Here is a 15,480-nt window from a genome sequence, read left to right on the forward strand (position 1 = left end):
ATGGTTAGAGTAAAGGAGTCATGATTATGTCGGAAACAAACCCTTATATGATGGTCGGAGAACGTTTGTGTATGGACTTCATCAATACCGTCAGTTGGCGGGAAAGTGCGGAGAAAAGACGGGATTGGTTTACTAGTTATGCTAAATTGATCGACTGGTCGGTCCATGCCGAAGTCTTGACTGCCCAACAGGCACAAGATCTTCTTGTTGAAGCCGGGGAAAACCCTTCTCAAGCAGAAGAAGTCCTGAAGCAGGTGATCGAAATGCGTGAAGTCATGTATCGAATTTTCAAGAGCATTTCAAAGAAAACCTCGCCAGACGAGCAGGATCTTGCATGCTTCAATGAATACGTGAGCCACTTCTATCGTTCTTTGCAAGTCATCCATGAGAAAGATCAATACATGTTGAAGTTTAAACAACCAGAGAAAAATCTGGACACAATGCTGCCTCCCATATTGCAATCCGCTGTAAATTTACTTGTTTCAAAAAACGAATTGGAACGAGTCAAACAATGTGAGGGAGATCCTTGTGGATGGTTATTTTTCGATTCGAGCCGGAACCGGAGTCGCCGTTGGTGTTCAATGGCCGATTGCGGCAATCGTGCGAAAGTGCGACGGTTTTATCAAAAAGGGAAGTGACCATGATCGGTCACTTCCTAACTATAGGATGCTTCAGTGTTTTGGCCAGTAGTATAGTGAGTTAGCTTCATAGCATGAAGATGCATGATTTTTATAGTAATGAAGTTTTTTACACGTTAGTATTTTTCTGGAAATTCACATCTTTAATTGCTAAAATAATCCATTTTGTTATAATTAAATATGTTAAGAATTTGATTAGTGAAGGAGGTTGTAAATCGTGCGTTCAATGAAACATCATACAAGAACAATTAAATGTACGATGTCCAAACCTTCTTACTGTATATAGTAAATCATGAGCTATCTTAATCTTATTATTAAATGGGGACTATCGTATATTGATAGTCTCTTTTTTTATTCGGAAAGAGAGCAATTGTGAGTGAGGATTGTTCTTATTCATTAGGAGGAAAAAGCAGATGGTGGAGTTTCGATCAACCGAGTTGGAAATGGAAGAACATGAACTGAAAAAGTACCTACAAGAATATAAGAGTGGACAAAAACCATGGGACGTAAAGAATCATGTTGGTCTTGTCAAATCGATGATTCATTTTATCGGTACTACAGATGGTGAGCTAAGGGACAAGTTGATCTACAGTACCTTTTGTCAGTTAGCCATAGAAAACCAATTGGAGCATGAATTATTGATTGATCTATTGGATTACTGTTTTAGTGACGACATGTTATTCAAAGGGATACGTGAAAATGGCACGGATACCGTGTTTACAAGGGCGTTTACCTCACTTGTCATCGCCGTTATTTTATACAAGGATAATGAGGACGATTTTCTTCCCAAAAACGCTGTTTATAAAACAAAAGATCATTTAATCAACTACATCAACTCGGAAAATGACCTGAGGGGCTTTGTTCCAGGGAAAGGCTGGGCACATAGTATAGCGCATGTGGCAGACGCGTTTGACGAATTGATACTCAATAACAAAATCGAACAGAAAGATCTTTTAGACATGTTACGTCCACTGTGGGAGAAGATACTTGTTTCTGACAGTGTCTATGTTCATGGTGAAGACGAGAGAATGGTAACACCGATATTGGCCATGTTAGAAAAGGGAATGGACGTAGGGGAAATAGAACAGTTACTAAAAGGAGTACCCGCCGAACTGAAACGTAGGAAAGAACAAGTAAAGGAAGAGAATTATTGGTTTTTAGAAACTAACTGTAAGACATTTTTAAAAAGCTTTTACATAAAGATAAGTTCACGTGACGATTTGATTTCTCTAAACAAGAACATTGAGTTTTGTTTATCTGAATTGTAGTTACTTGCGCTTTAGAGGAAGTAGGGGATGAAAGAGAATAAAATGGTCAGAAGATTCGTTGATTCCGATACGGAATATGGTTGTTTAGTTAAAACAAAGGGGTGAAAAATATGAGAGAGCAAATTCAATCTTTATATAAACCTATCGAGATAGAAGGCGGATTAAGGTTGGTTTATCAAGAACCCAAAGAATACACTCGCTATTATTCCATTTATCATGGACAAAAAAATGCAGATTCCTATTTTAGAAGGTCCTCTGAGACTTTAATAGAAATCGCATCCATTCTTGATTGCGGATATTTTATTATGGAAGGTGAAACCGTCATTGGCGGTGTATTTCTAAAACCTAATTTCATGTCGGATTTATTTGTAGTGCCACCCTATAAGGATTATGAAGGGTTGGTCCACAAACTATTAAACTATTTAAAAAAGGTATCGAAGACTGAAGATAAAATCATTGTAAGAGAAGTTGTTGAAGATCATGTGGCAACGTATGAACAACTTGGATGCAAGATTCATGAAGTGAATGTATGGATGATTCGTCCGACGGAACCAATGATGGCCATTCTCCCTGAAGGGTATAGTTCAAGGGCTGTTTCAAGAGAAGATGCAAATGATATTGCATGCTTACTTATGAAAGCCTATACAGACAATCCGGCATATAAGCAAATCGGAACGAAAGAGGATTATCTTCTCCATGTAAACGAATTTATCGATCAACATAAACATAATAAAATCATGGATGAGTCTTCAAGAGTCGTGAGCGATAATCGTACGAACAACATTGTGGGCGTCTGTCTGCACATGGAATTTGAGGATTATCCACTTATCATGAGTTTAGTCGTGGACCCTGATCATCAACAGAGGGGACTTGGACGATACTTGTTAACCCATTCGATCAATCGTTCGAGTAAAGCGTACCCTGCATCCCGTTTATCTGTCATCAAAGATAATCAAGCGATTAGGCTTTATGAAGACCTTGGGTTTCTTAGAAGCAGATCGATAACTGATATGTATTTAGAGCACTGAAATATTGGAAGTAAGTGTTCATACTGACAGGAAAAAAATGTGAGAGGGATGTTCCCATATTTATTACAAATTGTATCTAATACTTACTCTCCTTTAGTTTTGGGCGAACACGGAATTTAGTCGTTTCTTATAATAAGTAAAGATCAAAACTAAACTGAAGGAGGATTCACATGGACAAACGGGTTCAGTTTGACTTTGAAATCGATTTTACCAATGGCGGTGGTATACAGGGGCAGGAATTCCGTCTTGATATCGAGGGGGATGACATCTCTGATCAGGAGCTGGCTGAATATATCGTAGAGGATATGAGGTTACTGATGGTAGGTGAAGTGAGGATATTGAACAAAAAGATCATTCATGAGAAGCATAAACGAAAACCTGAACAGTAACAGTGAATTCTTCGAAAGTGCATTTCAAGATTGGGAAATGCACTTTTTTGATTCGAGAATCATTATTAAGACCGTAATTGAATAGCGTGCTTTTTGGTTAAATAAAATGATTGTAAGAATTAAATGCATTTGAAATAATTGGATTAATGACATACAAAAGGGGTAGAAGCTATGTTGAGGAAACCAGAAACAAACGAATATCCTCCGTATTATAAGGAATATGTAAACAATGTCCCAGATGGAGAACTGCTCCACATTCTTGATGATCAACAAAAGGAAACAATGAATTTGTTAAGAGATTTAAGTGAGGAAATGGCCCAGTATCAGTATGCTCCAGGAAAATGGACAATCAAGGAAGTCATCGGCCACATAACCGACACGGAGCGCATTATGTGCTACCGCCTTCTCTGTATTGCAAGGGGAGAACAGGAGATGCTGCCTGGATATAATGATGATGAGTATGTGAGGAGAGGGCAGTTCAATCGCTTTTCATTATCAGACCTTTTACATCATCAAGCTCTTGTCCGCCAACACACCATTCTTCTTCTTAGCAGCATGGATGACGAATCGTTGCGCCGGCGTGGAAACGCCAATGGTTCTGAAGTGACGGCCCGTGCGCTTGGGTACATTATAGCGGGGCATGAAATTCACCATCGAAGGTTGATAAAGGATCGATATCTGAGTTCTCTTCAATAATGGGAGTTCAATCGAGCGTATCAATCCAGATAATTGAATAGTGGTTATAGTCAGGAGAAAGGATGAAAACGGATGATTTCAGAGCTTGAACAGTCTGAATTTTATAAATGCAAAGAATTATTAGTTCACGAGGGACTCTTGGAATCAAAAGCCGTCATTGAAGGTTGGAATTCCGGTCGTATATTTGTAGATGATCTTCAGGCTCCTACCTCTGGATTTATTTGGCTGGGGAGCAATAATGGGTTTATCTTTATTGGAAACGAAGAGAATGAGGGTTTTAATTGTCAACTGAACCATTTTTTTAATACAGTAATCAAACCCGAGGCCAGAAGAATGGGTTTAACAGGTTTTGAAGCAATAGGTGAGCATTCAAAATGGAATAAGACGATTAAAAACGTATTTGGCGAAAATTTGAGGGGTTACAATCAAAGGGTGTATGAATTACAAAAGGATTATTATATCCAGAAAAATGAACCTCTTTTAGAACAAGGATATGAAACTGTTAAAATCACAAAAAGTATGTTGGAAGACAAAGGTCACGTAACATATAAAAACGTTGGATTTTTGCATTCTAAACTATTAGAGTTTTGGCCATCGTTTGAAAGGTTCTTAAATCATGGTGTCGGGTATATGGTTGTTTTTGAAAAAGAAATTGTAAGCGTTTGTTTTTCAGGAGTTGTAGCTGGAAATGTGCAGGGCATTGACATTGAAACGTTACCACATCATCAAGGGGGGTGAAGCCATTGTTGTCCACAGAGAGATGTGAGTTACACATGTTAAAGGATAGTGATTCCTACCAAATAAAAAAATTATATGACAACGATCAGGTACGAAAATATTTAGGTGGAACCGTTAATGAAGAGTCATTTAAGCAAAGATTTCACGAAATGGTCCAGTCACCAAATAAAAAACATTATTGGACTATTTTCAATAAAAGTTCCCGGGAATTTGTAGGAATGGTTTTCCTTGATACCTATCATGATGGAATTCACACAGAAATCGGCTATCAATTTTTACCGGAGTTCTGGGGGAAGGGTCTTGCCAGAGAAGTAATCAATAGGGTATTACATTATGGAATTCATACCCTGAAATTAGACAAAGTCATGGCCGAAACACAGTCACAAAATAATGCATCTTGCAAACTATTATTATCGGTAGGGATGAGTTTAGAGAAGAAGATTCAACGCTTTGGAAATGAACAATCCGTTTTTGCCATATCGGGTTCTTGAAGAGTCTTTTTTTGAGAAGAATTCGGGTAGAGAGCCAAGATATAACCGGATGGCCAGTTTATCAATGAAATTACATATGGATCCGAAATGAAAATAGTAGGTGAATGCATGAGTTTATTAAAAGGTAAAAAGATCCTGATAACAAGCGGAGGTACGCTAGAGAAATGGGATACGGTCAGGGGACATACTAATTTAGCAAAAGGGACGATGGGGTGTTATCTAGCGGAAGAAGCGTTGAGTCATGAAGCAGAGGTCATTTACATACATGGCTATTTTGGAAAGCTTCCTGAAAACCATGTGAACATGCGATTGATACAATTTGAGGGCATAGAAGATTTAGGTGAGAAAATCAAATCGATTGTACAATCTGAGCCTATTGATGTGGTAATCATGGCAGCTGCCGGATCAGATTGGGTAGTCGATAAAATATTTGATCAACGAGGGAATCCGATTTTGGAGACAGGAAAAATGACGAGTGATGAACCCCCGATCATTCATTTTAAAAAAGCCCCAAAAGTATTATCAGAAATAAAGAAATGGAACCCAAACGTCTTACTCGTCGGTTTTAAGTTAGAACATACAGTTGATCATGAGTACTTATTCGAAAGGGCAAAGCTTAGAATGGAGACTGCCAAAGCGGAATTCATGGTTGCTAATAAAACAGGTTCACTCTATGGTGAAGAATCAGAACATTTTATTGTTTCTACATTTCAATTACCAATAAAGTATAGTAGTAAAAAAGAAACAGCTGAGGGATTACTACATTTACTTGCATATCATATAAACTAAATAATTGCTTTCTCATTGAACGGATAGGCAGTATTAGTATTTTACACGGAAGGGGTTCATGAATGGATAGGAATGAAAAAACATATCTAAGTATAGAAGAGCTTCTTTCAATACCAACCATATCAGGTTTAAACATAAGTGAGGATGGCATTAACGTAGCATTTGTCAAAAACACAGCTGACTGGGAAGACAATACATATAGGAATCACATATGGATATATGAAAAAAATAAGGGAGTATGTTACGCATTCACAACCAATGGGGTAGAGGGTACATGCCCATTATGGTCTCCGGATTCCAGACATATTGCCTATCTTCGCAGTGTGGATGACGGTGAGAAGAATCAGATCTTTGTGGAGTCGATCGATGGTGATGGCAGGGTTCAAATGACGGATGAGATAGAAGGGGTAAGTCAATTCAAATGGGACCCTACTGGCAAGGGCTTTTATTATGTTACACAGTCACGGGAATCTGAGGAAATCAAGAAACGCAGTAAGACGTATGGAGATTTCCATCATGTAGGAAGAGAATATAAGAATGATTGTTTATGGTATGTGGAATTAAAAGATTCAACTCGTCTTGATGAAAATGTTCCGTATCAACTAACGGACGGCAGGGATTTTCACATCCATGAATTTAATATTTCTCACAATGGGGAAAAGGTGGTGCTCATGGTTACGCCAAGCCCCGATGGAGAAGGTGGTCAGAATGGAGATCTCTACATACTCGATCGTCAATCAGGAGAGTTACAGAAGTTGAGTGGAGATAAGCTATTGGGAGGGAACGTCTGCTTTTCTCCTCATGGTAACAAAATATGTTATTCAGCAAGCATACGAGAGAAAGAGTACTATAAGACACATATCATGGACAGTACACTCGAAATCTATGATCTTATGAGCGGAAAGCGGATTCAACCATTGATAGATTTTGACCGGACGGTTACTCCAATACGTTGGACAGCTAAAGGGATTCTACTGATGTGGCAGGATAAAACAAATTATCTTATCGGCTTACTAACTGAAGATGGAAAGCTGAACATGTTAAGCGAAACAACAGAGTGCTGTATCATGGAGGCTTCTATAACAGGGGATGGAAATCACCTAGCTTATCGTAAGGCTGGACCAAATGAAACCTTCGAAGTCTATCTAGATAATAAAAAAATAACAAACGAGAATGGTCTTTTTGAGGGGAAACTCAAAAGTAACAGGGAGATCATCTCATGGAGTAGCAGTGATAATCTTGAAATAGAAGGGGTATTAACAACCCCAATAGACGTTGATTGGAATAAGAAATATCCCTTATTGGTCTTCATCCATGGCGGTCCAGCTTGGGCTTCCTTCCCTATCCATTCAAGCTGCTTCAATGAAAAATATCCTGTTGAATCGTTTATTGAAAAGGGCTTTATCGTTTTAGAACCAAATTACAGAGGAAGTTCAGGATATGGAAATGACTTCTTAAAGGCGAACTATCGAAACCTCGGAATCGGTGACTACCAGGATGTCATATCCGGGGTGGACACACTCGTGGAGCGGGGGATTGCAGATAAGGATCGAGTAGGGGTGATGGGATGGAGCCAAGGTGGTTTTATTTCAGCCTTCTGCACTACCTATAGTGATCGATTTAAGGCGATCTCGGTTGGAGGCGGAATTACTAATTGGGTCACCAATTACGTCAATACGGATTTACCTTCATTTATCAGAATGCATGTAGGAGGGACACCATGGAATGACCCAGAGATCTATGCTAAATCTTCACCCATGACCTATATTCAATCTGCCTGTACACCCACCTTGATCCAACATGGTGAAAAGGATGCAAGAGTCCCACTGGTCAATGCAAATGAGCTCTATAAAGGACTAAGGGATATGGAAGTGGATACAGAATTAATCATATTCGAAGGAATGGGATACAGCTCTGAGAAACCAGGAATACACCGGGCTATTATGAAGCAGAATCTGATGTGGTTTTCACACTATATTCTTGGAGAGAGTATGGATGGTTTTAGGGTTTTGTAATAACTGTTTAATGTCAAACTTATTGTCTAAACCAAACTGATCGTTGAAAGAAGGGAATAGAAACTATGAGTTCTGACAACAAGATAAAACTCAACGGCAGCGAATGGTGCAAAGCTTATACAGAAAGAAGAAGCATAAAAATGGGCTTTGATCTAAGAAGGATTAACGCTTTTTTTTGATGTTATTGGATTAACGGGCTGTTTAATTTTATAACAAATTTAAGTACTTTGGTCTGGAGGATTGATGTGTTCTTTGTTGAATTACACTTAATATATGAGTTTCATTAGGTCTTAATTTAAAGGTTTAGAGAGGGGAATTATATGAATCCTATTTTAATAGATGTTCCGTCACAATTAGAAACAGACAGATTAATTCTTCGGGCACCACAACAAGCTGGGGAAGGAAATGTAGTACACCAAGCTATTAAGGATTCAATTAATGAGTTAAAGCAATGGTTGGCTTTATTTCAGGAAATTCCTACTGTTGAAGAAACAGAAATTCTCCTGAGAAACGCCTATATAAATTTTTTGAAGAGAGAAAGCTTTCGCTATCTTATCTTTCATAAAGGTACTAATGATTTTATTGGAACTGCCAGCCTCCACAGAATTGATTGGAAGATTTCTAAATGTGAAATTGGATACTGGATTAACTCTCAATTTAGTGGCAAGGGATATATGACAGAAGCAGTAAGTGAGTTAACTAACCTTGGCTTTCAGCAACTCAACTTTAGAAGGATTGAAATAAGATGTGAATCAACAAACAATAAAAGTCGTTCGATTCCAGTAAAACTAGGTTTTGAATTAGAAGGAATCTTAAGAAATGATGAGTTATCCTCAGATGGCAGCAAGCTGACTGACACTTGTATTTATTCAAAAATAAAGTAAGCTTTGTGAAAGAGGATTCCACTCATTTTTATAATACTTATTCATTTAAACGGAAGCACTCTTCTATATGTAGAGGTTGTAAATTAGAGGAGTATGTGAATTGTTTCGCTTAAACGAAAGGGGGCAATAGCTGAAGATCACCAAAATGATCTCCAGCTATTGCCCTATTTATTTTTCAATGAAATGAAAAAAATCGAAACTTTCACTCTTTTAAAAACGTCTAATAGATAGTAAGTACTAGTTGATTGAGCAGGAATCCCACAGAAGGAGAATTTGGTGAAAAGTATCATCCTACTTCTTTCTACTTCGGGAAAGATCAATTTAGATAAATACAGTTAAATTTATAGCACCTCTACGGCTTTTCTTATTTTCAAGTAACGGGCCGTGAAAAGTGAATGGGGGATAAAACATGTGGGAACAAAAGCTAATTAAAACAGATCGAGGGGATTTCGAAATATTTGAAGCCGGGAATGGTGAACCATTATGTGTGACTCATCTATATAGCGAGTTTAACGAGCGTGGCTACCACTTTGCTGACCGGTTTGTGGACGACTTTAAAGTGTACCTTGTCAATTTGAAAGAATCGGGGAATTCCACTGAGATTCAAGATGAAGATGAGTTAAGCATGAGTGAAACCAGCAAGGATTTAGAAGCTATCCGATCTGCTTTAGGGTATGATAGCTGGAATTTTGCAGGACATTCCACAGGCGGGATGTTAGGGCTGGTTTATGCTGCTGATCATCCGGATTCTCTAAACCGATTAATTGTAGGTGGGGCGTCAGCTACCAATGAGTATGTGAATGATCAGGAAAGTATTTATTGTGATGAAAATCCCTATAACGACCGATTGAAAGAGGTATTTTCCATCCTGAATTCCGATGAGGCAACAAGAGAAGAACGGAAGCACGCACGCAGGGAATGGACGAAAATGTCTCTGAATGACCCATGCAGATATGATGAATACTTTTCTAAGCCAAGCAGTGGGAAAGTGGTTCAAAAACGCTTAGAGTATTATGCTTATAACGAATTGCCAACGTTTGATATCAGAGAAGACATTTCGAACATAAAAACCCCGACAATCGTTTTTTGTGGAAAACATGACTCTCAATGCCCATTTGTGTATTCAGAGGAAATTTTCAATCTTGTTCCCAATTCAACATTTTATATCTTTGAAAATAGTAACCATTCACCCCATCTAGAAGAAAAAGAAAAATTCAGCGGGATGGTGAAAGACTCTTTTCATTTGGTCTGAATGGATAGAAGTGAATAAATCAACAGAGGCTGGGACAAAAGTGTTTTAGTCTAAGTAAGACCTGAACCAATCCGCTACTTAGAGGCGGATTGGTTCGGGTTTATTATTTAATCTTGGTCCATTTGATTTTAGCAGTCTCCAGCGGTTGATTGGAGTGCAAGACGAAGACTCCTGCGGGAAAAGTAGCTTATGTGAGACCTGTCCAGCTATAGGGCTTAGAGGCAAATGTCATAAGTCAGATCGTCCATGAAGGCAAAGAACGCCTTCATGGCCAATCCGCCTTATGCCAACCGCCTCTGAGCGAAGCCCTCCACTTTTCTACCCGCAGGCTTGCCGAGGAGCCTCACGGGCTACCCGCGGAAAGCGTAGTCTTGCACGGAAATCATTAGCGGTATGAAGAACCTACACTTCTATTAATCGTCTTTATATTTCGTAATTTTGTAGTTCTGTCCCAGCCTCTTTTACCTTATGGCTAGAGTACAAACTTCCAATAAGCATAACAGATAAACGTACAAATCCACGAAACAAACCCAAAGGCGGTAACAATGGTCGTTTCACCCCAGCCATATTTTAAGCCATAGTGATAATGAATCGGAGTCATTCTGAAGATTCGTTTCCCTGTCGATTTAAATGAAGCAACTTGTAATATAACCGATAGCTGTTCAGCAAAATAGATAAAGAATAAAACGGGAATGAGAATCTCAACTTTCTCGATAATGGCAAGAAATGAAAGGGAACCCCCTATCGCTAATGACCCTGTATCCCCCATAAAAGCTCTGGCAGGAAAGATATTATAAATGAGAAACCCGAGTAAGCATCCAATCATGATTAAACAAAAAAGCTGCACCTCTGATTTGTCTGAAATCATAAAAAAGAAAAAGTAGGTAGGGATGGCCACAACTCCTAAAAGGCCGTCCAAGCCATCTGTAAAATTAATGGCATTTGCAGAACCGACAATAAATAAGGTGATGACAATGAAATATACCACTATTGGAAGATTCAAAGAGAGATTTTGATAAATACCAATCGTTGAGTTTATTCCGAGTTCGCTCATCAAATAAAAAAGCAAAGCCCCCGTAAAGAGAAATTGGAAAATAAGCTTGGTTCTACTTGATACCCCTCCAGGATCCTGGCGTGACGCTTTCCAAAAATCATCCAGGAAACCTATAAAGCTGAATAATATATACGTAATCGCCAGGAAATACATCAGTGGTGTAGGTGAAAAAAATAACGATACGATAATCCCGATAAAAAGAATGATGCCAAACATTAACGGAGTCCCTTTTTTGATTTGATGATTGGAAGGAAGTTCTTTTCGTATCGGTTGCAGGAGCTTTAATTTCCGTAAGAGTTCAATGAATAGCGGGGATAAAACGGAGACTAATATAAAAGCAATAATAGCCGGAATTAGTTGTTCGATCACTTCTTATCTTCCCCTTTTCTATTTACTATCTATAAATAAGTTCTAGTAAGAGTGGAGATATCCTCTAATCTACTTTCAAAACTTTTCTACATCTATAATGCATAAAACAAGAATTATAGAAGAAGCTGGTGAAGTTGAACTAAAATTCTTTGGGATGCAGTCAAAAACCATGTGGGCTATAAGTGAGCCTTAAAAAACTTTAAGGTCAAATGGATCTTTTTCGTATAGTTTGTTGCTATTGTAGAGGAAAAAGTAATAGTTGATTTCCGCTCCAGGATGCTCGCTTTCCGCGGGGCTGGCGGTGAGCCTCCTCGGCTGCGCCTCCGGGGTCTCACCTGTCCAGCTACGGGGCTTAGGGGCTCGAGGTCATAAGCCAAGTCTGCCAAAAAGGCAAAGAGCGCCTTTCCGGCAGACTCGTCTTATGCTTGTCGCCCCTGGGCAAAGCCCCTCCGCTTTTCGTACTGTCCAGCTATTCCCGCAGGAGTCGAGCCTCCTTCCGCTCCAATCAACTTTCTGAGCATGACTCCTAAATCGAAAACAATCTAAACAAGCTTTTTAGCAAACAATCTTATTAAAGGTAAGTAAAGACTGAATTTCCTTTTAAGGAAGAAGAATTATTTTTTCTATTTACATTGTTTTCTTGCACACCTTGAAGCTCTGTCAGGAAAATCCTGTTAAAGATGGTGAGGGGAACTGCGCAGACTCCGGCGGATTTTGGTCGTGCCGAGACCCCGGAAGCGAAGCTGAGGAGGCTCGGCCGAACGTCCGCGGAAAGCGGAGCAGTTCCCCTCACCATCCAGCATAAACCTGGTTGACAGAGCCCTGGCAGATTCTATTCTTGAAAACAACAATTATTGCAAAAAGAGCCAATCTAATAGATAAATGAAAACGATATATATATAACGGGTATTACCTTCTTCAACTATCGGATGATTGAAGAAGGAATTTGTTCTTATTTCTTGAATGTCTAACTTAAACGGAAAATGAAAGGAATTAGATAAAGGAGCGAATTTATTATGATGATAAAGGGTTTCGGGGGAATATTTTGGAGGACTAAAAATCTGGATGCTTTAAAGAAATGGTACAGTGAAGTGTTGAAGATTGAAATGGAAGATTGGAATGGGACTATTATTAAACCCCAATCAGGAAATGAAACCATTTTTTCTTTCTTTACTGAAGATGACCCTTACTTCCCAATGGAACAGCAAGTGATGTTGAATTTCCAAGTTTATAATATAAACGAGACAATTGAGCATCTGGAACAAGTTGGTGTACCCCTTGTAAAGGAAAAAGAGGTTAGTGAATATGGCACGTTTATTTGGATTAAAGATCCTGAAGGTAGACTGATTGAGCTATGGGAGAAATAAGTAAGTATACTGTATAGAAAAATGCTGATAATCAAGTCAACAGAACAGGAGGTGTCAATGTGAATCCAACAGGAACCGTACATATATTAAATGGAACAGAAATGTATAAGAATTTCAAAGAGACACAGTTTCTTGAAGCCGAATGGATGATTCCCTTCAACGAGGCCATGTGTTATGGGGAAACCTGTGGAGATTTATTTTCCGATGAATTTATCGAAATGCGTGCGAATGTTCATCAAGTAACAACTGCGCAATATGCTGAAATCACCTTAAAACCATTGCACCCTCTCTTTTGTGGGGATTTTGATCATATAGCCCTATGGTTTGATGAGGATATGTTTTGTCAAATGAACCTTCTCACGATACTCGCCTGGTTAGATCAAACAGATTATGAAGGTTCAATTGACCTCCATCTTGTCGGTGAAGATTTTCAACCTGAAAGTCATTACAGCCTAAAGGCAAAAGGATATGATCAACTCTACAAACAAGTAATGATTCATAAAGCAATGCCTAAGGAAGTTCATCCAATCCCTTTATCCAAAGGGGTTGAACTGTATTTGAATTACCTTAAGAAGGATAGTGATCTTATGTTGTATATTCAACAACACCAGGACGTCCCGATAAAAGAACTGGTGTCTCTTCTAATCGAAAATTTCAAAGACCACGGCTTAGGAGATACACAATACTTTGAAATGATAAAATCTTATCGTCAAAATTTATGACATCCAATTGAGTTAAAGCGTATATTCTAGCATGCAGCTGTTATTCCCGGTAAAGGTCTAATCCCCTTCGTACATTTTCTAAGATCTTTTCTGGCATTTCCCTGATCTTGAGATCCCTGCCGAGGAAAAGTAACCAGTTTGTGAATTCGGTTAATTCATCGGGCTTATGTACATGAACAAAAGTCTTTAGGATGGCTGTGGTTTGGTAAGGATTCGTATAGGCGATTGAAACTCTTAAAGGATGGTATTTTTTATACTGCGCAATCGCTTTTGGACCAAGTTCAAGGACAAGGTTGATTCCTTCTTCCCGCATTTTCAGTTTTTCTATAATCTCTTGCTCTCTCAGTCTTTTTTTCGGCGAGTATGGTTTGATGTCGAGGAGGAGGTCGGCGGGAAAAATCCGCTTCTTTTCTTCGGTTAAGTCAAAACCTTCAATGATCCAGGAGCTTTTTTCATGGTAAAGGTGCAGCAGATAGATGGGATAAGATTTGATATCCTTTTCTTCTTGGATCGTGAGCCATAAATATCTATCCAAAAGGAGGGTTTGGAAAAGTGTTTCCACCATGGGATGGGGGAGGTCTGATAGGTCCAGTAAGTCGGGATTATGGGGATTGGTTCCTTCAAACAGCAAGAGCTGGTTCAGGAGAATCAGGTCATCTTGCTGGCTTTCTGAGATGAGGCTGAGTAATTTTTCAGCTATTGATTGTCGGCTCTTTAGATAAGGGAGCTGCTGATTTCGTGTCGCCATAAAGGCAATAAATAGAGCTTTCACTTCATGATCGGTGAAACGGACCTCAGGCAGGACAGAATTGTGCATGACAAAATAACCCCCATCCCTTCCAGCTTCTGAGACAAGTGGCATCCCCATGGACTCAATTTCCCTGATATCTCGAATAGCTGTCGACCTGGAAACGTCAAACTCACGCATGATTTCAGAAATGGTAAAGTGAGCCCGGTTGTTGATATATCTCATAATCACATTAATTCGTTCAACTTTTTTCATCAGGACCTCCAGAAAGGTGTCATTTTTTGATACTATTTAACGCTATTATATATTTATCAAGTGATGGAGACAAATCGCTTGAAATACATGAACAAAAGGATGGTTTTAAATATGGCAGAGTATAAGTTGGAAGAAAAAGACGGTTTTATCGTAATAGGATTAGGAACCGATCTTAAGAGCGATTATACTGATTTTGCTGGATTGAGTAAGGAAAAGGCGGATTTTTGGCAAGCTGTAAGCGAAGATGGAAGGCTTGATACTTTAAAAGCCATAGCCACAAACGACTACATTTTTGCAGTGAACGAAGCAGTGAATAATAAAATGATGCATTATGCCGGCGTCATGGCAGAGGCATCGGCACCAGTACCGGATGGGGCCAGAGTGATTCAGTTTCCTAAGGGAGAATATGTGGTTGTGGAAGGCGAAGGGAAGACGGCTGAAGAATTAAATAATATGGTTACTGCCATTGCCTTTGGTCAAGTCTTACCAGAAGAAAAGGATGTTGCTTATGTCGGTGCACCAAATGCAACGGTCGAAATGGGGCACCGAAACGGGCAGGTATTTGGTGAAATGTGGATTCCTGTTGTTAGGAAATAAAGAGAACATAGGAATAAGCTTAGTTATGATGAGGGCGTAATCCTTAGACTGGATTACGCTTTTCTTATTGTATTTATTCCATAAGCGGTGATTTTAACGAAAAAACCCCATAAAAAAAGCTCTGGAGCAATATAACTCAGAGATTTTTCACAGACTATTTAATGAGGTTTAACCCTGAAA

16 protein-coding genes are annotated in these 15,480 nt (G+C 39.0%); 14 read left to right on the forward strand and 2 right to left on the reverse strand.

The genetic code is table 11. The features are described from left to right. Positions 1-26: 26 nt before the first annotated feature. The 11 genes from RSX31_RS09335 (at position 27) to RSX31_RS09385 (ending at position 10,188) form a co-directional block, all read left to right on the forward strand. A complete protein-coding gene (locus RSX31_RS09335) occupies positions 27-638 on the forward strand; it encodes a CGNR zinc finger domain-containing protein (RefSeq protein ID WP_315634376.1) in 612 nt (203 codons plus the stop codon). 413 nt (positions 639-1,051) lie between these two features. Continuing rightward, positions 1,052-1,906: a DUF2785 domain-containing protein gene (locus tag RSX31_RS09340; RefSeq protein ID WP_315634377.1), complete on the forward strand. Its 855-nt coding sequence runs from the start codon at positions 1,052-1,054 to the stop codon at positions 1,904-1,906. Between the two features lie 110 nt (positions 1,907-2,016). Next, positions 2,017-2,934 carry a GNAT family N-acetyltransferase gene (locus RSX31_RS09345; protein WP_315634378.1) on the forward strand — a complete coding sequence of 306 codons (918 nt, stop codon included), beginning with the start codon at positions 2,017-2,019 and terminating at the stop codon, positions 2,932-2,934. A 170-nt stretch (positions 2,935-3,104) separates the two neighbouring features. Further along, positions 3,105-3,323: a cyclase gene (locus RSX31_RS09350; protein WP_148969966.1), complete on the forward strand. Its 219-nt coding sequence runs from the start codon at positions 3,105-3,107 to the stop codon at positions 3,321-3,323. Positions 3,324-3,494: 171 nt separating this feature from the next. Then, positions 3,495-4,019 (forward strand): DinB family protein, encoded by a 525-nt coding sequence (locus RSX31_RS09355; protein ID WP_315634379.1) that lies wholly within the window; start codon positions 3,495-3,497, stop codon positions 4,017-4,019. A 72-nt stretch (positions 4,020-4,091) separates the two neighbouring features. Next, entirely contained in the window at positions 4,092-4,757 is a 666-nt protein-coding gene (locus RSX31_RS09360; protein WP_315634380.1) for a GNAT family N-acetyltransferase, read from the forward strand. 5 nt (positions 4,758-4,762) lie between these two features. Beyond that, positions 4,763-5,248, forward strand: a complete 486-nt coding sequence (locus tag RSX31_RS09365; protein ID WP_315634381.1) for a GNAT family N-acetyltransferase — start codon at positions 4,763-4,765, stop codon at positions 5,246-5,248. A gap of 108 nt (positions 5,249-5,356) precedes the next feature. Then, positions 5,357-6,037: a phosphopantothenoylcysteine decarboxylase domain-containing protein gene (locus RSX31_RS09370; RefSeq protein ID WP_315634382.1), complete on the forward strand. Its 681-nt coding sequence runs from the start codon at positions 5,357-5,359 to the stop codon at positions 6,035-6,037. Positions 6,038-6,099: 62 nt separating this feature from the next. Further along, the gene (locus RSX31_RS09375; RefSeq protein ID WP_315634383.1) at positions 6,100-8,052 is read left to right on the forward strand and encodes a S9 family peptidase; all 1,953 of its coding nucleotides are present in this window, start codon (positions 6,100-6,102) and stop codon (positions 8,050-8,052) included. 320 nt (positions 8,053-8,372) lie between these two features. Then, complete coding sequence (locus tag RSX31_RS09380) at positions 8,373-8,936, forward strand: GNAT family N-acetyltransferase (protein ID WP_282138681.1); 564 nt, start codon at positions 8,373-8,375, stop codon at positions 8,934-8,936. A 409-nt stretch (positions 8,937-9,345) separates the two neighbouring features. After that, positions 9,346-10,188, forward strand: a complete 843-nt coding sequence (locus RSX31_RS09385) for an alpha/beta fold hydrolase (protein ID WP_315634384.1) — start codon at positions 9,346-9,348, stop codon at positions 10,186-10,188. Positions 10,189-10,660: 472 nt separating this feature from the next. Here RSX31_RS09385 and mraY read toward each other — a convergent pair whose 3' ends face one another. After that, positions 10,661-11,611, reverse strand: coding sequence for a phospho-N-acetylmuramoyl-pentapeptide-transferase (gene mraY, locus RSX31_RS09390; RefSeq protein ID WP_315634385.1), 951 nt, complete (start codon positions 11,609-11,611; stop codon positions 10,661-10,663). A gap of 1,019 nt (positions 11,612-12,630) precedes the next feature. Between mraY and RSX31_RS09395 the strand changes: the two genes are divergently transcribed. Beyond that, positions 12,631-12,978, forward strand: coding sequence for a VOC family protein (locus RSX31_RS09395; protein WP_148995966.1), 348 nt, complete (start codon positions 12,631-12,633; stop codon positions 12,976-12,978). Positions 12,979-13,037: 59 nt separating this feature from the next. After that, the gene (locus RSX31_RS09400; RefSeq protein ID WP_315634386.1) at positions 13,038-13,700 is read left to right on the forward strand and encodes an AraC family transcriptional regulator; all 663 of its coding nucleotides are present in this window, start codon (positions 13,038-13,040) and stop codon (positions 13,698-13,700) included. Between the two features lie 40 nt (positions 13,701-13,740). Here the strand turns inward: RSX31_RS09400 and RSX31_RS09405 are convergent, their stop codons facing one another. Continuing rightward, positions 13,741-14,703 carry a helix-turn-helix transcriptional regulator gene (locus RSX31_RS09405; protein WP_148995963.1) on the reverse strand — a complete coding sequence of 321 codons (963 nt, stop codon included), beginning with the start codon at positions 14,701-14,703 and terminating at the stop codon, positions 13,741-13,743. Positions 14,704-14,814: 111 nt separating this feature from the next. Here RSX31_RS09405 and RSX31_RS09410 point away from each other — a divergent pair, with 111 nt between their 5' ends. Next, a complete protein-coding gene (locus tag RSX31_RS09410) occupies positions 14,815-15,300 on the forward strand; it encodes a GyrI-like domain-containing protein (RefSeq protein ID WP_315634387.1) in 486 nt (161 codons plus the stop codon). Positions 15,301-15,480 lie beyond the last annotated feature (180 nt).

It is taken from the genome of Rossellomorea yichunensis (assembly GCF_032337515.1).
Taxonomy (GTDB): domain Bacteria; phylum Bacillota; class Bacilli; order Bacillales; family Bacillaceae_B; genus Rossellomorea; species Rossellomorea yichunensis.